A 24,873-nucleotide genomic window follows, 5' to 3' on the forward strand; every position below is an offset into this window, starting at 1 on the left:
CCTCCCACAAAAGACCTCGTCATAACCAAACGCTGCCTGTGAGACAGCCGGTTTCAGCGCAGAACCGTGACGTCGCGCGTCTTTAGCCACGGCTTGGCACTGATTCGCACCCCGCCACGCGGCCCTGCACGGTTGCGCGCTTGCGCCCGACCGGGGCCGTTGCGACGATAGCGCACCGGCCTTACCGGGAGAGAATCGCTCGCGGTCCAGGAGGAGTCCGTGTTGGGACGTAGTCTGTGTCTGCTCCTGCTGTTGTTGTTCGGCGCTCAGTTCGCCATGCAGGCGCAGGCTCGCCTTCCGGAAACCCCGCGCTTCCGCCGCTTCGGCCAGGAGCAGGGGCTGCCCAAGTCGGTGCTGGCGATGGAGCTCGACCATCAGGGCTATCTGTGGATCGCCACCGAGGACGGCCTGGCGCGCTACGACGGCGTCGCCTTCAGCACCTGGCGCCACACCATCGGCCTGTCCGGCTCGTTGCCGGACAACATGCTCGAAGACCTCTACATCGACGCGAGCGACCGCATCTGGGTCGCCAGCCGCGACGGCCTGGCCTGGCTCGGCAGCGATCGCAAGGAATTCGTCCGCGTCGCGTTCCGCGGCGCCGACGCTTCGTGCAGCGACGATGTGTCGTACCTGACCGGCACCCCCGACGGCGCGATCTGGACCGCGACCTACGCCGGCCACATGTGCCGCATCGCCCCCGACGGTCGCAGCGTGCAGCGCTTCGTGCCCGGCGTCGGCGCCGGCGCGCGCCTGCCGCACGGGCCGATCACCGCCTTGCTCGCCGATTCGCGCGGCCGTCTGCTGGTCGGCACCTTGCACGGGCTGGTGCGGTTCGAAAACGGGCGCTTCGCTCCGATCGGCCGCGACGAAACCGCCGGCGTGCGCATCGGCGAGTTGTCACAGGACGTCGACGGCGCGGTCTGGGTCGGCAGCCAGCGCGGCCTGTTCCGGCTCGGCGCCGACGACCGCATGACCCCGGCGCCGTGGCAGCTGGGCGAGGAAGCGGCCAACGCGATCGTGATCGGCGACCTCACCGGCGGCCGCTGGATCGGCACCACCGCCGGGCTGTACCGGGTCGACGCCGACAACAACGTGCGGCTGTTGCAGGACGATGCCGGCGACGGGCTGTGGGACCGCCGCAGCGGCCTGATGCAGATGCTGCGCGACGACGAAGGCGGGATCTGGTTCGTCACCTATTCGCAAGGGCTGGTGTACCTGCCGCCGGACTGGAACCGCTTCGCCTCGATCACCTCGGTCGGCAGCAGCCAGATCGACCGGCTCGATGCGCGCGACATCGCGCCCGACGGCGACGGCGGCTTCTGGCTGTTGACCGCGACCGACCTGTACCGGCTGCGCCGCGGCAGCGGCGAACTCGAAGCCGTCGCCGACAGCCGCAGCCTCGGGCTGAAGTGGATGCACACGCTGTTCCTGCGTCCCGACGGCACGTTGTGGATCGGTCACTCCACCGGGTTGAGTCTGTTCGACCCGGCCACCGGCCAGGCACGCGCATGGCCGTTCGCCGCTTCGTCGGGCACGACGAAGCCGACGACCGCCTCGCAGGATCTCGGCGCGACCGTGTGGTTCCTGCACGAATTGCCCGACGGCGGCCTGTGGCTGTGGTTCTCCGACGGCACCGTGCATCGCTACCGCGCCGACGGCGCCGCCTTGCCGGCGGGCGAGGCCGAGCGCGTGCTCGCGAGCAGCGGTTTCCTGACCGGCCCGGGCACCTTCGTGCAAGGCCCCGACGGCCAGCCCTGGTTCGCCGGCACCACCGGCCTCAAGCGCTGGGACGGCCAGCGTTTCCTCGCCGTCGCCGGCGGCGACATCGACGACATCCAGGTGATGAGCTTCGCCGGCCCGCAGCGCCTGTGGCTGGCGCGCCGCGGCGCGCTGGAGGCCTACAGCTGGCGCGACGGCCGCCTGCGGCCGGAACTGCGCATCGACAACAACGCCGGTTATCCCGACACCAACGTCTCGGGCCTGTTGGTCAGCCGCAACGGCACGGTCTGGGCGACCACCGCGCGCGGCCTGCTGATGATGTCGCCCGACGCCAAGCGGCTGCGCCTGTTCGGCCTGGGCGACGGCATTCCCAATGTCGAACTGACCCGCACCTCGCCGCATCGCGGCGCCGACGGCGTGGCCGCGGCGCTGTCGCTGGACGGGCTGGTGCTGTTCGACCTGGACACGCCGTTCCCGAGCGCGCGGCCGCCGCGCGTGACCCTGGAAAGCCTCAGCGCGCGGCGCGAGGAAGACGAATGGTCGTTGCCGGTCGATCGCGGCAGCGTGCAGCTGGAATCCGACGATCGCGATCTGCGCATCGTCGCGCGGCTGATGTCGTTCCTCGACCCGCGTTCGCACGTGTACCGCTTCAAGCTGGAAGGCTACGACCCGGACTGGATCGAACAGCGCGCCAACGGCGAGCGGGTGTTCTCGCGCCTGGAACCGGGCGAATACCGGTTGCTGGTCAAGGCCGCGGGCGCCGACGGCATCTGGTCCGAACCGGTCGGATTTTCGCTGCACGTCAAACCGCCGTGGTGGCGCGCGACCTGGGCGCAGATCGTGTTCGCGTTGATCGCACTGGCGTTGCTGGCGATCGGCGCGATCGCCTATCGCCGCCGCCTGGGCCGGCGCAGCGACTGGCAACTGGCCGTGCACAAGCGCGAAGTCGCCGAGCAGGCGTCCGAGGCGAAGACCCGCTTCCTGGCCACGCTGGGGCATGAAGTGCGCACGCCGATGACGGGCGTGCTGGGGATGAGCGAGTTGCTGCTCGATACGCCGCTGGATGAAAAGCAGCGGGGGTATACGGAATCCATAAGACGCGCTGGCGAACACCTGTTGCGGTTGGTCAACGACGCGCTGGACCTGGCCCGGATCGAATCGGGCAAGCTGCAACTCGAAGACCGCGCGTTCGACCTGCGCGCGATGGTCGAGGAAGCCACCGAACTGATGAAGCCGCTGGCGCGCCAGCGCGGGCTGGCGTTCCGCATCGACATCGCCGACAGCGCACCGCAGGGCTTGCGCGGCGATCCGAGCCGGGTCCGCCAGATATTGATGAACCTGCTCGGCAACGCGATCAAATTCACCGAGCAAGGCACGGTCAGCCTGCGGGTCGAGGCGTTGACGCCGCAGGGCGTGCGCTTCGAAGTCGCCGACACCGGACCGGGCTTGAACGAAGAACAAAAAGCGCGGCTGTTCCGCCGTTTCGAGCAGGCCGAAGGCGCGCGCACCGCGGCGCGTTACGGCGGCAGCGGGCTTGGCTTGGCGATCTGCCAGGAACTGGCCGCGGCGATGGACGGGCATGTCGCGGTGGTCAGTGAGGCGGGGCAGGGCGCGCGGTTCGTGCTGGATTTGCCGTTGCTTGAGGTGAGGGTGCCGGCGGCGGTCGTGGGGTCAACGCCGGAGCCTTCCTTGCGTGGCTTCCAGGTCGGTGCGCTGGCTTTGCTTTTGGTCGAGGACGACGCCACCGTCGCCGAAGTCATCGGCGGCCTGCTGCGCGCGCAGGGGCATCGGGTCAGTCACGTGCCCAACGGCCTGGCCGCGCTGGCCGAGGTCGCGACCGCGCGGTTCGATCTGGCCCTGCTCGATCTGGACCTGCCCGGCATCAACGGCCTGGACCTGGCCCGCCAGTTCCGCGCCCAGGGATTCGCCCAGCCGCTGATCGCGGTGACCGCGCGCGCCGACGCCGAGGCCGAACCGCAGGCGCAAGCGGCCGGCTTCGATGTATTCCTGCGCAAGCCGGTGACCGGTGCCATGCTGGCCGAGGCGCTCGCCACCTGCCTGCGCGCGCGGACGGCGATGGAATGAAGTCAACGGTTTGCACGCCGCATGGACGCGTCGAACCGCAATGGATGGCTGCCAGCGCGCGAACGGCATCGGTTCGCGCGCATGGCTTGCGCTGGGCCTGGCTGCTGCTGTCCGCGCTGGCTTGCCTGCTCGCGTCGGTGGCTGCGCCGGTGTTCGCCGGCTTGCCGGAAACCCCGCGCCCGCGCCAGTTGACCGTCGCCGACGGCCTGCCGTCGAACACCATCAGCCGCATCGCCGAGGATCGCTTCGGTTATCTGTGGATCGCCACCAGCGAAGGCCTGGCGCGCTACGACGGCATTTCCTATCAAGTCTGGCGACGCGAGCAGGGCCTGCGCGACAACTACCTGTGGGCGGTGCATGTCGACGCCCATAACCGGGTCTGGATCGGCACCGGCCAATCGGGCCTGGTGATGCTCGATACCGACCGCAAGACGTTTCGCTACTACAACCGCGCCAACACCCCGGGCATGGGCGACGATACGGTCTGGTCGATCGCCTCCACGCCCGACGGCGCGCTGTGGTTCGGCACCCAGCACGGCGGCCTGCACCGCATGGCCAGCGACGGTTCGGTCACCCGCTACATGCCGCGCGAAGGCGACCGGCGCAGTTTGCCCAGCGACGGTATTTCCAACCTCGCCGTCGCCCCCGACGGCAGTCTGTGGATCAGCACCCTGGCCGGCGCGGCGCGCTGGACCGGACGCGATTTCGAACGCGTCCCCGAGCACGCGCTCAGTTCCGATCTGGTCAACACGATCAGCTTCGAAACCGACGGCACCGCCTGGTTCGGCACCCCGCACGGCGTCGGCGTGCGCCGGCCCGACGGGCGTTACGACGCCAAGCCCTGGGCGCAGGTCGCGCCGGGCATGAACATCCTCGACGTGTTGCGTCGCGATCGCACCGGGCAGTACTGGTTCGATCTGCCGCAGGGGTTGGGCATCGGCAGCATCGACGGGGTCAGCGTGGTGCCGTTGTTCAGCACCGCCAGCCAGGGCCTGGTGCGGCCGAGTTGGTCGGGCGCGTACGAAGATCGCGAAGGCGGCCTGTGGTTCGCCAGCAACGGTCACGGCCTGTGGTATCTGCCGCCGAACTGGCGCCAGTTCTCGGTGCTGACCCGGCGCCTGGACGATCCGACCAGCCTGTCGAACGCGCACGTGCGCGGCATCGCGCCGGCGCGCGGCGGCGACATGTGGCTGGTCGGCAGCGGCGGCGTGCTCGACCGGCTCGATCCGGAAAGCGGAAAGATCACCCACGTCGCCAAGGATTTCAGCGGCAACCTCGGCCTGGAGCGGGTGCTGCAGGATCGCCACGGCATGGTCTGGGTCACCTACTACGGCGGCCTGGCGCGGATCGATCCGGCCACCGGCGCGCATCGCAACTGGAGCGACAGCGATCGCCGCGATCCCGCGCCCGGCGGCACCAGCGAACTGGTCGAAAGCCAGGGCCTGCTGTGGGTGGTCGGCAGCGACGGCGAGTTGCAGGCGCGCGACGCCGACGGCCATGTGGTCGATGCGTTCAAGTTCGGCGAGCGCGGCCTGCCCGAATACCTGACCCTGGAACTCGCCGGCAACGGCCTGGACGATGAGTTGTGGGTCAACGGTTCGCAGGGGCTGTGGCGCTTGAACGGCGGCACGCGCCGGTTCGAACGCGTGCCCGGTTCGCCGCAAGTGCAGATCGATGCGTTCGCGCTGGAAGGCCGGCAGCGGGTGTGGATCGCGAGCTTCGGCGAATTGACCGCGTACCGCTGGGACGGCCTGCGCCTGCGCCGCGAATTCAGCCTCGGCGCGCGCCAGGGCCTGCCGCTGACCGATGCGCGCGGGCTCACCGTCGACAGCGCCGGCCGCTTGTGGATGACCACCACGCGCGGCCTGGTGCGGGTCGATCCGCAGGCGCGTTCGGTGCGCGTGTACGGGGTCAAGGACGGCCTGCCGAGCCAGGAGTTCGCCGGCAAGCCGGTGCCGCGGCCGGGCGACGGACGCATCCTGATCGGCAGCCCGGAAGGCCTGGTCTTGTTCGATCCGGCGGTGGTGCGGCCGGTGCGGCAAGCGCCGCCGCTGGTGATCGAAACCATCGAAGTGCGGCGTGGCAATCAGCGCACCGCGTTCGCGACCAACGCCGGCGTGGCCGCATCCGCGCAGGCCGACGCCGGCGACCGCGCCAGCGCCGGCCGCGCCACCGCCGATGCGATCGCCGCGGCGACCGCCGGGCGTCGTTCGTCGGTGCCGCCGGTGCGCATCGCCGACGGCGATCGCGATCTGCGCATCGTCGCGCGGCTGTTGTCGTTCAACAACGCGCAGACCAATCGCTATCGTTTTCGGCTGAGCAATTACGACCCGGGCTGGGTCGATGTCGGCGCCAACGGCGAGCGCCTGTTCTCGCAGCTGCCGCCGGGCGACTACCGGCTCGAGATCATGGCCAAGACCGCCGACAACGTGTGGACGCCGCCGCAGGTGATCGATCTGCACGTCGATTCGCCGTGGTGGTGGAGCTGGTGGGCGCTGGTCGGACTGCTCGCGCTGTGCGCGCTGCTGATGCTGTGGGTGCTGCTGGCGCATCGCAATCGCCTGCAGCGGCGTTTGTCTTGGCAACGCGCCGAACACGAGCGCGAGGTGGCCAAGCAGGCGTCGCTGGCGAAGACGCGGTTTTTGGCGACGCTCGGGCATGAAGTACGCACGCCGATGACCGGTGTGTTGGGGATGAGCGAGTTGTTGCTCGATACGCAGTTGGATCAGAAGCAGCGTAGTTACACTCAGTCGATCCGTAGCGCTGGCGAACACCTCTTACGGTTGGTCAACGATGCGCTGGATCTGGCCCGGATCGAATCGGGCAAGCTGGAACTCGCCGACGAGCCGTTCGACCTGCGTGCGCTGGTCGACGAGGCCAGCAAGCTGATGGCGCCGCTCGCGCAGCAACGCCGTCTCGCCTTCGAGGTCGAGGTCGCGGCGAACGCGCCGCGCGGGCTGCGCGGCGATTCCAGCCGGGTCTGCCAGGTGCTGATGAACCTGCTCGGCAACGCGATCAAGTTCACCGAGGAAGGCACGGTCAGCCTGCGCGTCGAGGCGCTGACGCCGCAGGGCGTGCGTTTCGAGGTCGCCGACACCGGGCCGGGCTTGAACGAAGAACAAAAAGCGCGGCTGTTCCGCCGCTTCGAGCAGGCCGAGGGCGCGCGCACCACGGCGCGTTACGGCGGCAGCGGATTGGGGCTGGCGATCTGCCAGGAACTCGCCGCGGCGATGGAGGGGCATATCACCGTTTACAGCGAGCCGGGGCAGGGGGCGCGGTTTGTGTTCGATTTGCCTTTGCTTGAGGTGGAGCCGCCGCGGGTGGTTGCGGGTTCAACGCCGGAGCCTTCCTTGCGTGGCTTTCAGGTAGGCGCGCTTGCTTTGCTTTTGGTCGAAGACGATCCGACCGTCGCCGAGGTGATCGCCGGCCTGCTGCGCGTGCAGGGCCATCGCGTGACCCACGTCGGCAACGGCCTGGCCGCGCTGGCCGAGGTGGCGACGGCGAATTTCGACATGGCCCTGCTCGATCTCGACCTGCCCGGCATCAACGGACTCGACCTGGCCCGGCAACTGCGCGCGCAAGGTTTCGTCCAGCCGCTGATCGCGGTGACCGCTCGCGCCGATGCCGATGCCGAGCCGCAGGCCAGCGCGGCCGGTTTCGACCGCTTCCTGCGCAAACCGGTCACCGGCGCCTTGCTCGGCGAAGCGATCGATGCGATGCGCTCGACGATGGCGCCGCGGTTGGGTTGAGCGCCGCGCCGGGCGCCGCCAAAGCGCCGTGGCTCGCGCTCGGCCCGCGTCGACCATCGGCAAAAGAAAAGCCGGCGAAACGCCGGCTTTCTTCGTTGCGACCGCGCCGGACTCAGCGCGCGCTCAACTCATGCACCGCCTGCACCAGCACGCCGACGTGGTCGGGATTCATGTCCGGCGACATGCCGTGGCCGAGGTTGAACACGTGGCCTTCGCGCGAGCCGGCGTTGCCGTCGCGGTAATCGTCCAAGGCGATGCGCACTTCGTTGCGGATCGCCTCGGGCGTGGCGTACAGGGTGACCGGATCGAGATTGCCCTGCAGCGCGACGCGCGCGTCGATGCGGCGCGCGGCTTCGCCCAGGCCGATGGTCCAGTCCACGCCGACCGCTTCGGTGCCGCTGGTCGCGAGTTCTTCCAGGTAGGGATCGTTGCCCTTGCCGAACAGGATCAGCGGTGCGCGGTCCTCGACGTCGCCGCGCGGCAGTTCGGCGGCGATACGCTGCAGGTAGCGCAGCGAGAATTCGCGGTACATCGCCGGCGACAGCACGCCGCCCCAGGTGTCGAACACCTGCAGCGCCTGGGCGCCGGCGAGGTGCTGGGCCTTGAGGTATTCGATCACCGCGTCGGTGACCACGCTCAGCAACTGGTGCATCGCCGCCGGATCGTTGAGCGCGAGCGACTTGACCTTGGAATAGTTGTCGCTGCCGCCGCCTTCGATCATGTAGCACGCCAGCGTCCACGGGCTGCCGGAGAAGCCGATCAGCGGCACCGAATCATTGAGTTCGCGGCGGATCGTGCGCACCGCGTCCATCACGTAGCGCAGTTCGGTTTCCATGTCCGGCACCGCGAGCTTGGCGATGTCCTGCGCGCTGCGGATCGGGCGTTCGAACTTCGGGCCTTCGCCGTCGGCGAAGTACAGGCCCAGGCCCATCGCGTCGGGCACGGTGAGGATGTCGGAGAACAGGATCGCCGCGTCGAGCGGGAACCGGCGCAGCGGCTGCAGGGTGACTTCGCAGGCCAGTTCCGGGTTCTTGGCCAGGTTGAGGAAGCTGCCGGCCTGGGCGCGGGTGGCGCGGTACTCCGGCAGGTAGCGGCCGGCCTGGCGCATCAGCCACACCGGGGTGCGGTCGACGGGTTGGCGGCGCAGTGCGCGCAGGAAGCGGTCGTTGGTGGGGGCTTGGCTGGTCATTGGGGTCGGGCGGGGCCGGTTGTTCGGAAGGAATGAGGTAGGTACGGGGGCGCTTGGAGAGCAGAGCAAATCCCCCCTGGCCCCCCTTACGAAGGGGGGAACCCGGTAGGTAGGTTCGATGGAGTGGAAAGCTTCGCGGGTGCGCGGAACTGCGGTGCTGCGGTTGATACAGCGCGATACGAATCAATCCGAAGCGGCGCGACTACAACAACCGCGCCTCCCCGAGAAGGATTCCCCCCTTTGAAAAAGGGGGGGCAGGGGGGATTTGCTTCACCCACCCGCCCGATTCGCCCCCACACCCTCATCATCGCGGCGCTTCGGCGCCCTGACTGAACATCAACTGGAACCCGCGCTTGAGCTGCTGGTCGCGCGCCTGTTCCAGCGCCTTCAAGGCGCCGTCGTGGTCGAGGAACACCTCGCGCCGGACCGTGCTGCGGCCGCCGATCTGGCCGCTCTCGCGCACCAGCGTCCAGCCGCCGAGCAAGTCGGGCTGCAGCATCAGTTGCACGAAGCGCGGGGCTTCGCGGCCGTCGGGCCGTTGTTGAAGGAGTAGGCGCACCGGCCGATTGTAGCGGCTGCGGGGCGGCAACCGGGTGGGCAGGGTGTCGCGGTCCCTCGGCGGGTGCGTTGCAGCCAGGGCGCGATCGGTCGCGGCGGTGCCGCGTCGCCGCCGCGCCGCCGGCCTCACACCCCGCGAAAGCCGCGTCGGTACGCCGACGGCGAGGTCCCCAGTCGCGCTGCGAAATGCTGGCGCAGCGAGGCCGCGGTGCCGAAACCGGTCTGCACGGCGATCGCATCCAGCCCGTGCTCGCTGGTTTCCAGCATCCGCTGCGCCCGCGCCAGGCGTTGCCCGGCCAGCCACTCGCCGACGGTGGTGCCGGTGGCGTCGCGAAAATGCCGGGTGAAGCTGCGCCGGCTCATCAACGCGCGTTGCGCCAGCGCGTCCAGGCTATGGGCCTGATCCAGATGCGCCAGCGCCCAGGCCAACACCGCGGCCAGTCGATCGTCCTGGGCCGAGGCCGGCAGCGGCTGCTCGATGTACTGCGCCTGCCCGCCCTGGCGATGCGGCGCGACCACCAGCCGGCGCGCGACCCGATTGGCGATCTCGGCGCCGTGCCGGCGCCGCAACAGGTGCAGACAGCAGTCCAGTGCGGCGGCGGTGCCGGCCGAGGTGGTGATGCGGCCGTCGTCGACATACAGCACGTCGCGTTGCAGTTCGACCCGCGGATAACGCGCGGCGAAGTGCTCGCTCCAGCCCCAGTGGGTGGTCGCGCGGCGGCCGTCGAGCAGGCCGGCCTCGGCCAGCACATACGCGCCCAGGCACAGGCCGACGATGTGCGCGCCGCGCTCGTGCGCGCGCCGCAGCGCCTTGAGCAAGGCCTCGGGCGGACGTTCCTCGCCGTCGCGCCAGGACGGCACGATCACCGTGTCGGCCCAGTCCAGCGACTTGAGGCCATGCCGGGTGGCGATGTCGAAACCGGCGCGGGTGCGCAGCGGCGCCGGTTCGGCCGCGCATACGCGCAGCTCGAACAGAGGCAGATCGCCCTCGCCGCGGTTTTCGAACACCAGGCAGGGCACGGACAGGTGGAACGGGCTGATCCGGTCGAAGGCGACCACGGCCAGGCGGCTCATCGCGATGTCGGTGTTCATGGCCCGATTCTATCGAATATTGTCGTTCGGGCCACTATCGGGCCGCGCGGCGCGAGCGAACAATGAGCGCCAGTTCCTTCCTCTTTCTACTTCGGAGCACGGCCATGAGCACTCAAACCCGCAAGCGCGCCCTCGTCGTCATCGACGTGCAGAACGACTACTTCGCCGACGGCCTGCCGATCGAATACCCGCCGGTCGAACGCACCCTGCCCAACATCGGCCGGGCGATGGACGCCGCGCGCGCCGCCGGCATCCCGGTCGTGGTGGTGCAGAACACCGCGCCGGCCGGCACGCCGGTGTTCGACAAGGCCTTGCCGGGTTGGCAGCTCAACGAGGTCGTCGCCAGCCGCCCGCGCGATCACTACATCGAAAAGAACCTGCCCAGCGTGTTCGCCGGCACCGACTTCCAGGACTGGCTGCAGGCCCACGGCATCGACACGATCAGCGTGATCGGCTACATGACCCACAACTGCGACGCCTCGACCGTGTTCGAGGCCGCGCATCTTGGCTACCACGTCGAATTCCTGCACGACGCCTCGGGTTCGCTGTCGTACGAAAACAGCGCGGGCTTCGTCAGCGCAGAGGAGATCCACCGGGTGTTTTCGGTGGTGTTCCAAAGCCGCTTCGCCGCGGTGGCGAGTACCGATGAGTGGATCGACGCGGTGCAAAGCGGCGCGAGTTTGCAGATCGATAATCCGTATGCGTCGAATCAGCGGGCGAGGGCTCGGGTGAAGGCGGCGGCTTGAGTGTGTCTGGGATTAGGGATTAGGCAGTAGCAAGCCGGGTCTAGCGAGGAGCTGCGAGGTCTTTTGTGGGAGGGAGCTTTAGCCCCGACGCTTTTCTCTCAGATCGCAGTGCCGGAACGAAAAGCGTCGGGGCTAAAGCTCCCTCCCACAAAAGACTTCGCGCTTTCGCAAGCCAAGGCGATCAGCTTGACTTACCGACTGCCGATCCCAAATTTCGATTCCCGATTCCCGATTCCCGATTCCCGATTCCCGACTAAAACTCACCCCTCAGCCAAAACCCCCAACACCGCCTCATCCGCCACCCCCGACACGATCCTCGCCGCGCCGGCCGCATCCCAAAGGATGAAGCGCAACCCCGCAGCATCGGCCTTCTTGTCCAGGCGCATGCGCGCAAGCAACGCCTGCGGATCGAGCCCGGCCGGAATCGCGGTCGGCAGACCCAGGCGTTCGAGCAGGCGTTGCAGGCGATCGGCGTCGGCCGAACCGGCGCGGCCCAGCGCGGTCGACAGCCGCGCCGCGAGCACCATGCCGACCGCGACCGCTTCACCGTGATTCAAGCCATCGCCGGTGGTGCCGGCATAGCCTTGTTCGGTTTCGATCGCATGGCCGAAGGTGTGGCCGAAATTGAGCATGGCGCGATCGCCGCGTTCGAACGGATCGCGCGCGACCACTTCGGCCTTGTAGCCGCAACTGCGCGCGATCGCCTCGGCCAGCGCCTCGTCGTCGCGCGCCAGCAGCGCATCGGCCTGCTGCTCCAGCCACACCAGGAAACTCGCGTCGAAGATCGCGCCGTACTTGACCACTTCGGCCAGGCCCGCGCGCAGTTCGCGTTCGGGCAGGCTGCGCAACGCGGCGGTATCGGCGATCACCGCGCGCGGCGGATGGAACGCGCCGACCAAGTTCTTGCCGGACGGCAAGTCGACCGCCGTTTTCCCGCCGACCGAGGAATCCACCATCGCCAACAACGTGGTCGGCAACTGCACGCAGTCGATGCCGCGCATCCAGCAGGCCGCGGCGAACCCGGCCAGATCGCCGACCACGCCGCCGCCGAGCGCGACCACGGTCGCATCGCGGGTCGCGCCCAGTTCGGCCAGCGCGTGCAGGCATTCGCCGAAACGGGCCAGGGTTTTTTCGTGTTCGCCCGAGGGGATCACGAAGCTCGCCACGCTCAGCTGCGGCTTGGTCGAGCTCAGACTGTCGCGGACCCGATCGAGATAGAGCGGCGCGACGTTGCGATCACTGACGATCAACGCATGCCGCCCGCGCAGCGGCCTGGCCAGGCGCGCGCCGTCGTCGAGCAGGCCGGGGGCGATCTCGATGCTGTAGCTGTTGTCGCCTGTGACTTCGACCTTGCGGACCGCGCTCATGCATTGACTCCGGAAACGGATGGGGACGGCGGCGCGGCGACGCGCTGCCAGTGACGATCGAGGGCGAGCGCGAGTTGAACCGCCGCTTCGGCCGCAGTCAGCGCCGCGGTGTCGAAACGCAGGTCGGCGACTTCGGCGTAAAACGGCGCGCGCGCCTGGGCCAGATCGCGCAGCACCTGTTCGCGATCGCCGCGCGCGAGCAGCGGCCGGCTGCGGTCGGCGGCGAGGCGTTCGAGTTGCTGTTCGACGCTGACCTGCAACTGCACCACGAAGCCGCGTTCGCGCAGCAGGCGGCGGTTGTCGGCGGCGAGCACCGCGCCGCCGCCGGTCGCCAGCAACAGGCCGTCGGTTTGCAGCAGTTCGGCCAGCACCGCGCTTTCGCGCGCGCGAAACCCGGCCTCGCCCTCGTGTTCGAAGATCGCCGTCACGCTGGCGCCGGTGCGTTGCTCGATTTCGCGGTCGGCGTCGGCCAGGCGCAGGCCGTAGCGCTCGGCCAGACGCCGGCCGATGCAGGTTTTGCCGGCGCCCATGGGGCCGACCAGGATCAGATTGCTCGCCGGATTCATGCCGCGATTGTAGGCCACGGCGGCCTGCGCTTGCGTGGCCTTAACGCGGGCCGGCCTAGGCTCTGCGTTCCGTCGCCGCCTCGCGCGCGCGGCGGCCGCGTCGACCCAATCGTTTCATCCACAACCGTTACCAGGAGAAAGCCCATGTCGGTCGCCAAGGTCATCGAACTCAACAGTTCCTCCACGCTCGGCATCGAGGACGCGGTCAAGACCGGCCTGGCCAAGTGCGCCGAATCGGTCAAGGACATCCAGGGCGCCTGGGTCAACGACATCAAGGTCGTCACCGACGCCTCCGGCAACGTGCAGGAATGGCGGGTCAATCTGAAGGTGACGTTCGTGGTGAAGTGAGCCGTCGAGCGGTCTTTTGCGCCGATCGGCTTTCGGGCCGCAACGACGACCCCGGGGTCCCGCAGCGCGGGGCGTCGGGGTTTCGTTTGCCGGGGTTTGTTCTTGCTCGTCGGTCCCGCGATATCGATTTTGCTCGTCATTCCCGCGAACGCGGGAATCCAGTGACTCTGGCGCGACAGCGAGAACGACGACGTCTGCCGGGCCTGCGTTCAAGTCGCTGGATTCCCGCGTTCGCGGGAATGACGGTAGGAAAGGGCGCGGTCGTCGCAAAGACGGCATTGCGGGCAAGTCAGGAAATGCGGCTTGAGTCTGATATTTGGCCTTTGCTCGTCATTCCCGCGAAGGCGGGAATCCAGCGACTTTGGCGCGACAGCGATAACGACGACGTCTGCCGGGCCTGCGTTCAAGTCGCTGGATTCCCGCGTTCGCGGGAATGACGGCAGGAGAGGGTGCGGTCGTCGCAATGACGGCATTGCGGGCAAGTCAGGAAGTGCGGCTTGAGTCTGATATCTGGCTTTTGCTCGTCATTCCCGCGAAGGCGGGAATCCAGCGACTTTGGCGCGACAGCGGGAACGACGATGTCTACCGGGCCTGCGTTCAAGTCGCTGGATTCCCGTGTTCGCGGGAATGACGGTAGGAGCCGGCGCGGTCGTCGAAACAGCGCAAGGCGACACCGCGGCGCATAGCGCGCGAATCTACCCCGCGCGCCGTCTTCGCTCGTCATCTCGCCGAAACTCGTCTGCCCGTCAAACCACCCGCCGCGCCTCATCCAGCACCAACGTCCAATCCGCGATTGCCGGCAATTCGGCCAGCGCCTGCCGACTCACCCGCTCGAACAGGCTCACGAACCGTTCGACCTGCTCGCGCGTCATCGCCTGGCGCAGCGGCCGTCGCGCCTGCATCGCCTGCTCCTGCTGCCAACGCCAGTCGGCAACGATCTCGAACCCCGGCGGCTGCAGAAACAGCAGCCGGTCCAGGCGCGACCATAGCGCCGGATAGACGTGGGCCAGCGCATGGTTGCAGTACTCGCGCCATACGCCGTCGCGATCGTGCTCGCGTTCCAGCGCATTGATCGCAGTACGCAAGGCGTCGTCGCTCTGCGCCGGCGTTTTCAGGAACCAGCCTTCGAACACGGTCAGGTCGACCGGTCCGACGCGGCGCCAATGCGACGGCGACACGCGCGTATCGCGCAGCTTGTCGAAGCGCGGCAGGCGCGTGGGCTCGCCTGCACGCAGGCGGTCGAGCACTTCGCAGCCCAAGGCGAGATCGTGGGTGCCCGGCGGTCCGCGCGTGGCCAGCAGGGGATGCACCTTGCGACCCAGGCGTCGGCGTTCGCCGCGGCCCAGGTAGAAGTCGTCGATCGACAGCACCGCGGTGGACAGCCCGCGGCTTTGCGCCAACGCCGCTACCTGCTGCGCCAGCGTCGATTTGCCGCTGCCCTGTAGGCCGCAGATCGCATAGATTCGCGCCTTTGCCGCCAGCGCATCGTCCAGCACCGCGGCGACCAGCCAGGCATCGAAACCCGCGGCGGCGGGGCCGTTTTCGACGGACGGATGCAGGCGCGGCGACATGCGATCACAATAGCGCAATGACCACGACCCACGATCTTCTCAACGAAGCCCTCGCCACCTTCGACACCCTGTTCGAAGAAGCCCGCGTCGCCGGCGAGCCCGATCCCACCGCGATGACCGTCGCGACCGCGTCGCTCGACGGCCGACCGTCGGCGCGCACCGTGTTGCTCAAGGCCCACGACGCGCGCGGTTTCGTCTTCTACACCCATCTCGACGGGCGCAAGGGCCGCGAATTGCAGGCCAATCCGCATGCGGCGCTGCTGTTCCACTGGCCGCGCGTGCGGCATGCGGTGCAGGTGCGGATCGAGGGCGCGGTGGAAATCGTCGGCGATGCCGAGGCCGATGCGTACTTCGCCACCCGCGCGCGCGGCAGCCAGCTCGGCGCCTGGGCGTCGAAGCAATCGGAAACCCTGGACGGCCGCGATACCTTCGAACAACGCCTGGCTCAGGTCGAGCAGCAGTTCGAAGGCCGCGAGATCCCGCGGCCGCCGCGCTGGACCGGATTGCGCGTGCGTCCCGAGAAGATCGAATTCTGGTACGGCGCCGATTTCCGCCTGCACGAGCGCTGGTTGTACGAGGCCGATCGCGCCGGCGAGTGGTCCAAGCGGATGTTGTATCCGTAAGCGTCAGTCGGCGCGTGCATCGCGCCAGGGCGTTGGATTTCGTTGCGTGTCCGTTTCCGCGTGAAGCGCGACAGCGCTACAGAAGCGTCGCTTGAGCGCGTGCGCAGTCAGCGTTCGCGCTTGTACCAGAACGCATCGGCGATGCGCGCCATGCCGGCGCGTTCGTAGAACCCCACCGCCTCGGGCACCGACGCCAGGATCAGGCTCACGCTCGGGCCGAGCTGGCGGCGGGTTTCGTCGAGCAATCCCTTGCCGATGCCCAGGCCCTGCGCCGACGGCGACACGGCGAGTTCGGACAGATAGCACGACCACGAGAAATCGGTGAAGCACCGGGCCACGCCGATCAGCTCGCCGTGCGCGTGCTCGCGGCGCGCGGTGACGATCAGGTTGGCGTGGTCGAGCATGGTCTGCAGGCGCGGCGCATCGTCGACGGGGCGGATCGCGCCGAGGCCGGAGTCGATCAGCACGCGGCGGAAATCGGCGACGTCGATCGTGGGTTCGCGGGCGTAGACGATGGCGGGCGATGGGCTCATGCGCGGCAAGATCGCATCGTGGCGTGGGGCGCACAACTGATGTTCGTCATGCTTGGGATTCGGGATTCGGGAATCGGGAATCGGGAATCGGGAATCGGGAATTGCGGGTTGCGAGTTTGGAGTCGGGATTTGTGATTGGGCTTGGAATTCGCGCTGAGCTGCGAATCATCCAACTTCCCACCTAGGCTGCGAGGTCTTTTGTGGGAGGGGGCTTCAGCCCCGATGCTCTCGGCTCAGATCGCCGAATTCACCAGCAAGTAATAAGCATCATCGCTGCTGAGCGAAAAGCATCGGGGCTGAAGCCCCTCCCACAAAAGACCTCGAAGACCTCTCGAGGTTGAGGCATTGCCGGCTGGCAAGCGGCAACGACGCGGCGAACACAGATCGCTGTCTGTCAACCCGCCCGCCGCTTCGCCCACCCCTGAATCACCTCACCCAACGCATCCAACCCCGCTGTCAGCGCCGCAGGGCCGGGCTGCAGGATGATCGGCGACTTGATCTCGTGCAGTTCGCCGTCGCGCACCGCCGGCACCTCGCTCCAGCCTTCGCGCGCTACCACCTGCTCGGGACGGAATTTCTTGCCGCACCAGCTGCCCAGGATCAACTCCGGCGCACGGCGCACCACTTCCAGCGGATCGGCCAGGATGCGGTCGCGCGCCAGCGACATCGCCGCATGCTCGGGGAACACGTCGTCGCCGCCGGCGATGCCGATCAGTTCCGACACCCAGCGGATGCCGGTGATCTGCGGCGTATCCCATTCCTCGAAATACACTTTCGGCCGGCGTGGCAGCGCGGCGGCGCGTTCGCGCGCGTCGGCGATGCGCTGTTCCAGTTGCGCGACCAGCGCGCCGGCACGGTCGCCCGCGCCGACCAGCGCGCCGAGCCGGTGCACATAATCGAGGATGCCTTCGACGCTGCGGTGATTGCTGATCCACACCTCGATGCCGTGCTTGATCAGCGCGCTTGCGATGTCGGCCTGGATATCGGAAAACCCGATCACGAAATCCGGGCGCAGCTTGAGGATCTCGCCGATCTTGGCGCTGGTGAAGGCGCTGACCTTGGGTTTCTCCTTGCGCGCGATCGCCGGGCGCACGGTGAAACCGCTGATGCCGACGATGCGGTCCTGCTCGCCGAGCAGGTACAGGGTTTCGGTGGGTTCCTCGGTGAGGCAGACGATGCGTTGCGGGCCCATGCGGCCTTTGCGGTGAGGAAGGAAGCGCGATTGTCGGTCAGCGGGGGATTTGGCGCGAGGTTGCGTGCTGGGTTGCGGCGCCCTGCTGCGAGACCGCCAAACGGCGCGGCCGCGCAATTTGGCTGCACCGCAACAATAAACCCGCCAAAATGCCCCGGCGTTCAGCCCAATCCCGCCCGTTCATCACAATTCACCCCCGTATGGTGCGCTGCGGCGTGCCAGAACCATACCCATTCGTACAGTCGGCCCGTCAGCACCGCTGACGTCCACACACGATCGGGAGGGATCATGTCGCGACTCCGTTTAGGCCGCCTGCTCGGCGCGCCGTTGCTTTTGCTCGGCCTGCTGTTGGCCGCCGCGTTTCCGGCCGCGGCCGACGACTACACCAAGACCCGCTACCCGGTGGTGCTGGTGCATGGCCTGTTCGGTTTCGATTCCATCGCCGGGGTCTACGGCTACTGGTTCGGCATTCCGCAGGCGCTGACGTCCGGCGGCGCCAAGGTGCATGTCGCCCAGGTCACCGCGGCCCAGTCCAACGAAGTGCGCGGCGAGGAGCTGATCGATCAGCTCGAAACCCTGCAGGCCCTGCACGGCTACACCAAGTTCAACCTGATCGGCCACAGCCAGGGCGGCCCGACCGCGCGCTACGTCGCGGCGGTGCGTCCGGACCTGGTCGCGTCGATGACCTCGATCGGCTCGCCGCACGCCGGCAGCAAGGTCGCCGATTTCGTCGGCACCGCCTTGCCCGAAGGCTCGCCCTTGCGTCCGCTGGTGGCGTCGTTCGTCAACGCTTTCGCCGATTTGATCGGACTGGTGTCGGGCAGCAACACGCCGCAGGATTCGCTGGCCGCGCTCAAGGCGCTCGACAGCGCCGGCTCGGCGCGGTTCAACGCGCGCTATCCGCAAGGCAAGCCGAGCACCGCCTGCGGCGCGGGCGCGGCCAAGGTCAACGGCATCGGCTATTACTCGATGGGCGGCACCTCGCGTTCGACCAACGTGTTCGACGGATCGGACGTGGCGATGGTCGCCGGCGGCCTGTTGTTCGGCGGCGAAGCCAACGACGGCCTGGTCGGCCGCTGCTCCTCGCATTGGGGCCAGGTGCTGCGCGACGACTACGACTGGAATCACCTCGACGAGGTCAACCAGATCGCCGGTCTGCGCGGGGTGTTCAGTTCCAGCCCGACCAGCGTCTACCGCGCTCACCTCAACCGCCTCAAGAACGCCGGTCTGTAGTCGATGCGGCCGAAGGCGATCACGATCGCGGCGGGCCTCGCGCTCGCCGCGGTCGTTGTGGCGGGCTGGTGGGGCTCGTCTCCGTGGCTGGGTTCGAAGCCGCTGGTCAGCGAAGTGGATGCCGGCCCGGTCGGCGAGTCCGACGACTCCGCTTCGCAGGACGAGCGCTCGGAGATTGCATCGGCGCCCGCGTCCTCGTCCAGCGACTCGCTGCGCGATACCGAAGTCGATGGCGCGCTGAGTCTGGACGCCCGCGGCCAGCCCGTGCCCGATCGCGAACTGCGCCGCTTGTTCGATTATTTCCTGGCGCGCAGCGGCGAACAGTCGCCTGAGGCGATCCGGTCGGCCTTGCTTGGCCATTTGCAGGGCCATTCGCCGGCGCTGGGATTGCGATCTGAAGCGCTGGCGACGGTGTTGGCGTGGTTCGATGCCTACGTCGCGCTGGAGCGCGATTCGGTCGCCATCGCCCAACGCGAAACCGAGCCGGCGGCGGCGATGGCGCGGGTGCGCGCGCTGCGTCGCGAACGACTGGGCCAGGCGCTCGCGGACAGTTGGTACGCGCAAGAAGAACGCGATTACGACCGCGCCGATGCGCGGCGCAAGCTATGGGCCGATCGCAGTCTCGACCCGGCCGAGCGCGCGCGCCGTCTGGCCGAACTCGATGCCGATCTGGACCCGCAGCAGCGCGAACTGCAGGCGCGCAGCGCGCAGCTCGACGTGGCGATGCAGCAAAGCCGCGAGTTCGAACGCAATCGCACCGACGCGGGCACGCGCTTCGCGCAGCGCGAAGCGCTGTACGGCCACGATGCCGCGCAACGCCTGGCCGAGCTCGATCAACGCAAGGCGCAGTGGAACGACCGCGTGCGCAGCTACGCCGCGCAGCGCCAGCGGGTGCTGGCCGATGTCGACCTCAGCGATGCACAGCGTCAGCAGCGCTTGTCCGGGCTGATGCAGGGATTCGATCCGAACGAACGTCGGCGGGTGGATGCGTTGACCCGCAACGGGATGTTGCCGGGGCAATAGGTTGCGCGATCGGTTTCGAGGGTGATGTTTTGACGGGGCGTTGCCAAGACGCAGGTCACGCGCCTACATCGCTTGCCGGGGCTTGCGCCGTTGACGAAATAGCGCGGTCGCGGCTTGCGCCGCTCCTACAGGTAGTCCATGTAGGAGCGGCGCAAGCCGCGACCGCGAAACCACACATGCGTCGATGCCATCAGATCGCAGCGGCGGCTCAGAAAATAACGCCTGTCCAAGCCGCGACGCGATGCAACTTCAGAAAAAATCGCGATTGAACTTCAACACATGCCGCTTGCCGTCCTCTCCCACCACCGCCACCTCGAAGCGCAGCGTATCGGGCGGCGACACCGTCGCCACGCCGACGTAGTCGAGCAGTTCGCCATCGCGCATTTCGCGCACGGCCAGTTCCTGCTTGCGGCCGAGCAGATCGCCAACGCCGATCGTGACCTTGGCCGGCAACGAGACCGAGGTCGCGTCGTCGCCCTTGCGCAGCGACACCACCACCAGCACGGTGCGCGCGTCGTGGGCGGCGCCGTAACGCTGGGCGATGGCCGGCGATAACTGCCCGGTCTGGATCGCGCTGGCGCGGATGCTGACATCGCCCGCGCGCACCACTTCCTCGCTGCGCGCGGCGTTGCTGTCGGGTTGCCGGGCCGAAGGCTCGCGTCCGCAACCGGCGAGCAAAGTCAATACGCATGCAGCCATGAAATAGCGGCCGGGGCGGTTCATTCGTTGGCCGCCGACAGTTCGCGTCCGCGCCGGGTCGCCGCGGCGATGGCGCGATCGACCAGATCGCGAAAGCCGCCGGCTTCGAAGGTCTCGATCGCGGCCTGGGTGGTGCCGCCGGGCGAGGTCACGCGTGCGCGCAAGACCTCGGCGGGTTCTTCGCTCTGGGTCAGCATGGTGGCCGCGCCGAGCAGGGTCTGCTGCACCAGCGCGCGCGCCGCGTCGGTCGACAGTCCTTGCACCTGACCCGCCTGCTGCATCGCTTCGGCGAGCAGGAACACGTAGGCCGGGCCGCTGCCGGACACCGCGGTGACCGCGTCCATCTGCGCTTCCTCATCGATGCGCACGGTCGGTCCGACTGCGTCGAGCAGACCCGCGGCCTGCGCGAATCGCGGCACGGCGGCGGCATTGGCGTACAGGCCGGTGATGCCTACGCCGAGCAGGGCCGGCGTGTTCGGCATCGCCCGCACCACCGCGACCTCGCCGCCGAGCCAGCGATCAAGCTGGCTGGCAGTGATGCCGGCGGCGATCGAGATCGCCAGCGGCCGCTGCGCGCGCGCCTGTTCGGCCAGGGACGCGCATACTTCGCGCATCACCTGCGGCTTGACCGCCAGCAACCACACCGACGCACCTTCGGCCGCGGCCTGGGCGTTGTCGAAACAGGCCACGCCGAAATCGCGCTGCAGCGCCTCGCGCAAGGCCGCGACCGGCTCGGCCACGCGGATGTCGCCCGCCGCGACGCCGCGCGCGACCAGGCCGCCGATCAGGCTGCGCGCCATGTTGCCGCCGCCGATGAAGGCGACCGGGCCGGAGGGAAGGGCAGAGGGTTCGGACATGAGCGACCACGCGGTTGAAGAATCCGGCTCAGGATAACAACCGCGGTGGCGCTATGCCGCCGGCTTTGTTTGCCATCGCCGGCGGTCGGCGTCGCTCCGTGCATGTCACGGCGAAGGCCGCGGTGCGGGCAATCGCAAGCGCATCGGAGCGAGGTCGATATACCGAGCAGGCATGGGCAACGAGGTTTTTTGTGGGAGGGGCTATTTGCCCCGACACTCGAAGCGACACGTCCTCACGCGGATACGCGGCGACCGGAGACAGTCGGGCCAATAGCCCCTCCCACAGAGACTTCGCGATTAAGCGCGCGCCCCAACCCAAAACCCCAATCCCCAATCCCGAATCCCGAATCCCGAATCACCCCGCCGCCCGGACCCGAGCCCCGAACAACGCCGTCCCGATCCGCACCATCGTCGCGCCCTCGGCGATGGCGATCGCATAGTCGTCGCTCATGCCCATCGATAAGGTGTCCACCGCCGCGCCGTGCTGTGCGGCCAGCGCATCGAACAAGACTTTGGCCTCGGCGAACGCCGGCCGCCGCAGCGCCGGGTCGTCGTGCGGGGTCGGGATCACCATCAGCCCGCGCAGGCGCAAGCGCGGTTCGGCCGCGATCGATGCCGCCAGGGCCGGGACATCCTCCGGCCGGCAGCCGTGCTTGCTGGCCTCGTCGTCGATATTGACCTGGATCAGCACGTTCAACGCCGCCGCCCGCGGATCGCGGTGGCGGGCCAGGGCGGTCACCAGCTTGACCCGGTCGACGGTCTGCACCCAATCGAACAGCGCCGCCGCCTGCGCGGCCTTGTTCGATTGCAGATGACCGATCAGGTGCCACTCCAGTGCCAGACCGGCTGCGGCGGTGCCGGCCATCGCCGCATGCTTGGCCACGGCCTCCTGGACGTAGTTCTCGCCGAACGCCGTTTGCCCCATCAAGGCCAGATTCGCGACCGCGGTCTCACCTTGGGTCTTACTGACCGCAAGCAATCGAGGAACCGGCCCGCCGGCGTCATACGCCGCGCGCTGCAACTGATGCAAGATATCGTGCAAGACGTGCTCGGGCACGAGGGGAATCCTGTGATGAGGGGGCTGGATCGGCCGTGCCGTTCGGGGGCTATACTGCCTCTTGGGGGTGGTTTGGTTCCAGCTTAGAGTTGCATCTGACCACAAAGCGGCTGGGCCCAATGTGGCTGGCTTTAACGGACCCGGCTGACGGGTCCCTGCAGTGCGGGGAGCACGCATGGATATCGCCGAACTACTGGCGTTCTCGGTTAAGAACAAAGCATCCGACTTGCATCTGTCGGCGGGCCTGCCGCCGATGATCCGGGTCGATGGCGACGTGCGCCGGATCAACATCCCGGCCCTGGACCACAAGCAGGTCCATGCGCTGGTCTACGACATCATGTCGGACAAGCAGCGGCGCGACTTCGAAGAATTCCTCGAGGTCGACTTCTCCTTCGAAATCCCTGGCCTGGCGCGCTTCCGCGTCAACGCCTTCAACCAGAACCGCGGCGCCGGCGCCGTGTTCCGTACCATTCCCTCCGAAGTGCTGACCCTGGAAGACCTCGGCTGCCCGCCGATCTTCCGTCAGCTGATCGAACAGCCGCAGGGCCTGATCCTGGTGACCGGGCCGACCGGCTCGGGCAAGTCGACCACGCTCGCGGCGATGATCGACCACATCAACAAGAACGAGTACGCGCACATCCTGTCGGTGGAAGACCCGATCGAGTTCGTGCATACCTCGCAGAAGTGCCTGATCAACCAGCGCGAAATCCACCGCGACACGCACGGCTTCAACGAAGCCTTGCGCTCGGCGTTGCGCGAAGATCCCGACTACATCCTGGTCGGCGAGTTGCGCGACCTGGAAACCATCCGCCTGGCGCTGACCGCGGCGGAAACCGGCCACCTGGTGTTCGGCACCCTGCACACCTCCTCGGCGGCCAAGACCGTCGACCGCATCATCGACGTGTTCCCCGCCGGCGAAAAGCCGATGGTGCGCTCGATGCTGTCGGAATCGCTGCGCGCGGTGATCTCGCAGGCGCTGCTCAAGAAGGTCGGCGGCGGCCGTACCGCGGCCTGGGAAATCATGGTCGGCATCCCGGCGATCCGGAACCTGATCCGCGAGGACAAGGTCGCGCAGATGTATTCGGCGATCCAGACCGGCCAGGGCTACGGCATGATGACGCTCGATCAGCATCTGCAGGATCTGGTCAAGCGCGGCATGATCCTGCGCCCGCAGGCACGCGAGTACGCGAAGGACAAGCGCCTGTTCGACTGATCGCACGCGCCGGCGCCGCGCTGCGCGCGCGCCGGCACTGGCCCTCGGACGAACCGGCCTTGGCACGATTCCCCCTCTAGCTCCACACCTCCCGAGGAGGTAGCCCCATGAATACCCCGGCCCCGACCAACCCGACCACCGCCTCCGGCGCGATCGACTTCACCTCCTTCCTCAAGCTGATGGCGCACCAGCGCGCCTCGGACTTGTTCATCACCTCGGGCATGCCCCCGTCGATGAAGGTCCACGGCAAGATCAGCCCGATCACCCAGAACCCGCTGACGCCGCAGCAAAGCCGCGACCTCGTGCTCAACGTGATGAATCCGCAGCAGCGCGAAGAGTTCGAAAAGACCCACGAGTGCAACTTCGCCATCGGCGTGACCGGCATCGGCCGCTTCCGCGTGAGCTGCTTCTACCAGCGCAACCAGGTCGGCATGGTGCTGCGCCGGATCGAGACCAAGATCCCGACCGTCGAAGAACTGAACCTGCCGCCGATCATCAAGACGCTGGCGATGACCAAGCGCGGCATCATCCTGTTCGTCGGCGCGACCGGCACCGGCAAGTCGACCTCGCTCGCGGCGATGATCGGCTACCGCAATCTGAATTCGACCGGCCACATCATCACCATCGAAGACCCGATCGAGTTCGTGCATCGCCACGAAGGCTGCATCATCACCCAGCGCGAAGTCGGCATCGACACCGACAGCTGGGAAGCCGCGCTCAAGAACACCCTGCGCCAGGCGCCGGACGTGATCATGATCGGCGAGGTGCGCACCCGCGAAGGCATGGACCACGCCATCGCCTTCGCCGAAACCGGTCACCTGGTGCTGTGCACGCTGCACGCCAACAACGCCAACCAGGCGATGGACCGCATCATCAACTTCTTCCCGGAAGACCGTCGCAACCAGTTGCTGATGGACTTGTCGCTGAACCTCAAGGGCGTGGTCGCGCAGCAGCTGATCCCGACCCCCGACGGCAAGGGCCGCCGCGTCGCCATGGAAATCCTGCTCGGCACCCCGCTGGCCCAGGACTACATCCGCGACGGCGAAATCCACAAGCTCAAAGAACTGATGAAGGACTCCGTGCAGCTCGGCATGAAGACCTTCGACCAGGCGCTGTTCGAGCTGTACCAGGCCGGCGAGATCAGCTACGAAGACGCCCTGCGCTACGCCGACTCGCAGAACGAAGTGCGTTTGCGCATCAAGCTGGCGCAAGGTGGCGATGCGCGGACCTTGTCGCAGGGGTTGGATGGGGTTGAGGTGGCTGAGGTCAGGTGAGGTCGCCGCATTCACGAAGAAGCCCGGCAATGCCGGGCTTTTTTGTGCTTCCCATCAAGGTCGCGAGCTTTGAGACAGTGGTATGTGACTGTTTGCATTACGCAAGCTTCATGTCTTGAAAGCTGGTATGCGCGGCGGTGATGATCGATCTGGGATTTCTCCAGAGTACGGCCAGTTCC

20 protein-coding genes are annotated in these 24,873 nt (G+C 67.8%); 9 read left to right on the forward strand and 11 right to left on the reverse strand.

Features of this window, described 5'->3' with window-relative positions; genetic code table 11:
* Positions 1-219 precede the first annotated feature (219 nt).
* Positions 220-3,804 (forward strand): hybrid sensor histidine kinase/response regulator, encoded by a 3,585-nt coding sequence (locus KME82_RS05890; RefSeq protein ID WP_215497702.1) that lies wholly within the window; start codon positions 220-222, stop codon positions 3,802-3,804.
* Positions 3,801-7,553, forward strand: a complete 3,753-nt coding sequence (locus KME82_RS05895; RefSeq protein ID WP_215497703.1) for a hybrid sensor histidine kinase/response regulator — start codon at positions 3,801-3,803, stop codon at positions 7,551-7,553. Before KME82_RS05890 ends, KME82_RS05895 begins: the two co-directional genes overlap by 4 nt.
* A gap of 112 nt (positions 7,554-7,665) precedes the next feature.
* On the opposite strand, the gene hemE is transcribed toward KME82_RS05895, so the two are convergent.
* The 3 genes from hemE to KME82_RS05910 form a co-directional block, all read right to left on the reverse strand.
* Positions 7,666-8,742, reverse strand: coding sequence for a uroporphyrinogen decarboxylase (hemE, locus tag KME82_RS05900; protein ID WP_215497704.1), 1,077 nt, complete (start codon positions 8,740-8,742; stop codon positions 7,666-7,668).
* 304 nt (positions 8,743-9,046) lie between these two features.
* Entirely contained in the window at positions 9,047-9,301 is a 255-nt protein-coding gene (locus KME82_RS05905; RefSeq protein WP_215497705.1) for a WGR domain-containing protein, read from the reverse strand.
* 125 nt (positions 9,302-9,426) lie between these two features.
* A complete protein-coding gene (locus KME82_RS05910) occupies positions 9,427-10,392 on the reverse strand; it encodes a GlxA family transcriptional regulator (RefSeq protein WP_252255639.1) in 966 nt (321 codons plus the stop codon).
* A 104-nt stretch (positions 10,393-10,496) separates the two neighbouring features.
* Between KME82_RS05910 and KME82_RS05915 the strand changes: the two genes are divergently transcribed.
* Entirely contained in the window at positions 10,497-11,138 is a 642-nt protein-coding gene (locus KME82_RS05915; RefSeq protein ID WP_215497706.1) for a cysteine hydrolase family protein, read from the forward strand.
* Positions 11,139-11,398: 260 nt separating this feature from the next.
* On the opposite strand, the gene aroB is transcribed toward KME82_RS05915, so the two are convergent.
* Both aroB and KME82_RS05925 read right to left on the reverse strand, forming a co-directional pair.
* The gene (gene aroB, locus KME82_RS05920) at positions 11,399-12,505 is read right to left on the reverse strand and encodes a 3-dehydroquinate synthase (RefSeq protein WP_215497707.1); all 1,107 of its coding nucleotides are present in this window, start codon (positions 12,503-12,505) and stop codon (positions 11,399-11,401) included.
* Positions 12,502-13,071, reverse strand: a complete 570-nt coding sequence (locus KME82_RS05925; RefSeq protein WP_215498983.1) for a shikimate kinase — start codon at positions 13,069-13,071, stop codon at positions 12,502-12,504. Before KME82_RS05925 ends, aroB begins: the two co-directional genes overlap by 4 nt.
* A 144-nt stretch (positions 13,072-13,215) precedes the next feature.
* Between KME82_RS05925 and KME82_RS05930 the strand changes: the two genes are divergently transcribed.
* On the forward strand, positions 13,216-13,419 hold the full coding sequence (locus KME82_RS05930; protein ID WP_215497708.1) for a dodecin family protein: 204 nt from the start codon (positions 13,216-13,218) through the stop codon (positions 13,417-13,419).
* A 746-nt stretch (positions 13,420-14,165) separates the two neighbouring features.
* Here KME82_RS05930 and KME82_RS05935 read toward each other — a convergent pair.
* Positions 14,166-14,990: a kinase gene (locus KME82_RS05935; protein WP_430538800.1), complete on the reverse strand. Its 825-nt coding sequence runs from the start codon at positions 14,988-14,990 to the stop codon at positions 14,166-14,168.
* Positions 14,991-15,007: 17 nt separating this feature from the next.
* On the opposite strand from KME82_RS05935, the gene pdxH reads away from it, so the two are divergent.
* Positions 15,008-15,613, forward strand: a complete 606-nt coding sequence (gene pdxH / locus KME82_RS05940) for a pyridoxamine 5'-phosphate oxidase (RefSeq protein ID WP_215497709.1) — start codon at positions 15,008-15,010, stop codon at positions 15,611-15,613.
* A 107-nt stretch (positions 15,614-15,720) separates the two neighbouring features.
* Here pdxH and KME82_RS05945 read toward each other — a convergent pair whose 3' ends face one another.
* Both KME82_RS05945 and KME82_RS05950 read right to left on the reverse strand, forming a co-directional pair.
* Positions 15,721-16,146, reverse strand: coding sequence for a GNAT family N-acetyltransferase (locus KME82_RS05945; RefSeq protein ID WP_215497710.1), 426 nt, complete (start codon positions 16,144-16,146; stop codon positions 15,721-15,723).
* A gap of 394 nt (positions 16,147-16,540) precedes the next feature.
* Positions 16,541-17,338, reverse strand: a complete 798-nt coding sequence (locus tag KME82_RS05950; protein ID WP_215497711.1) for a cobalamin-binding protein — start codon at positions 17,336-17,338, stop codon at positions 16,541-16,543.
* Positions 17,339-17,626: 288 nt separating this feature from the next.
* Here KME82_RS05950 and KME82_RS05955 point away from each other — a divergent pair, with 288 nt between their 5' ends.
* Together KME82_RS05955 and KME82_RS05960 are read left to right on the forward strand one after the other, a co-directional pair.
* Complete coding sequence (locus KME82_RS05955; protein ID WP_215497712.1) at positions 17,627-18,571, forward strand: lipase family alpha/beta hydrolase; 945 nt, start codon at positions 17,627-17,629, stop codon at positions 18,569-18,571.
* Positions 18,572-18,574: 3 nt separating this feature from the next.
* A complete protein-coding gene (locus KME82_RS05960) occupies positions 18,575-19,594 on the forward strand; it encodes a lipase secretion chaperone (RefSeq protein WP_215497713.1) in 1,020 nt (339 codons plus the stop codon).
* A 249-nt stretch (positions 19,595-19,843) separates the two neighbouring features.
* Here the strand turns inward: KME82_RS05960 and KME82_RS05965 are convergent, their stop codons facing one another.
* The 3 genes from KME82_RS05965 to KME82_RS05975 form a co-directional block, all read right to left on the reverse strand.
* Entirely contained in the window at positions 19,844-20,317 is a 474-nt protein-coding gene (locus KME82_RS05965; protein WP_215497714.1) for a DUF4426 domain-containing protein, read from the reverse strand.
* Positions 20,314-21,150 (reverse strand): pyrroline-5-carboxylate reductase, encoded by an 837-nt coding sequence (gene proC, locus KME82_RS05970; protein WP_215497715.1) that lies wholly within the window; start codon positions 21,148-21,150, stop codon positions 20,314-20,316. The genes KME82_RS05965 and proC overlap by 4 nt, the downstream gene beginning before the upstream one ends.
* Positions 21,151-21,505: 355 nt before the next feature.
* Entirely contained in the window at positions 21,506-22,207 is a 702-nt protein-coding gene (locus KME82_RS05975; protein ID WP_345777968.1) for a YggS family pyridoxal phosphate-dependent enzyme, read from the reverse strand.
* 175 nt (positions 22,208-22,382) lie between these two features.
* On the opposite strand from KME82_RS05975, the gene KME82_RS05980 reads away from it, so the two are divergent.
* Positions 22,383-23,420 carry a type IV pilus twitching motility protein PilT gene (locus tag KME82_RS05980; protein ID WP_036109068.1) on the forward strand — a complete coding sequence of 346 codons (1,038 nt, stop codon included), beginning with the start codon at positions 22,383-22,385 and terminating at the stop codon, positions 23,418-23,420.
* Positions 23,421-23,527: 107 nt separating this feature from the next.
* Positions 23,528-24,694, forward strand: coding sequence for a PilT/PilU family type 4a pilus ATPase (locus tag KME82_RS05985; RefSeq protein WP_046655750.1), 1,167 nt, complete (start codon positions 23,528-23,530; stop codon positions 24,692-24,694).
* Positions 24,695-24,873 lie beyond the last annotated feature (179 nt).

It is taken from the genome of Lysobacter capsici (genome assembly GCF_018732085.1).
Taxonomy (GTDB): domain Bacteria; phylum Pseudomonadota; class Gammaproteobacteria; order Xanthomonadales; family Xanthomonadaceae; genus Lysobacter; species Lysobacter capsici_A.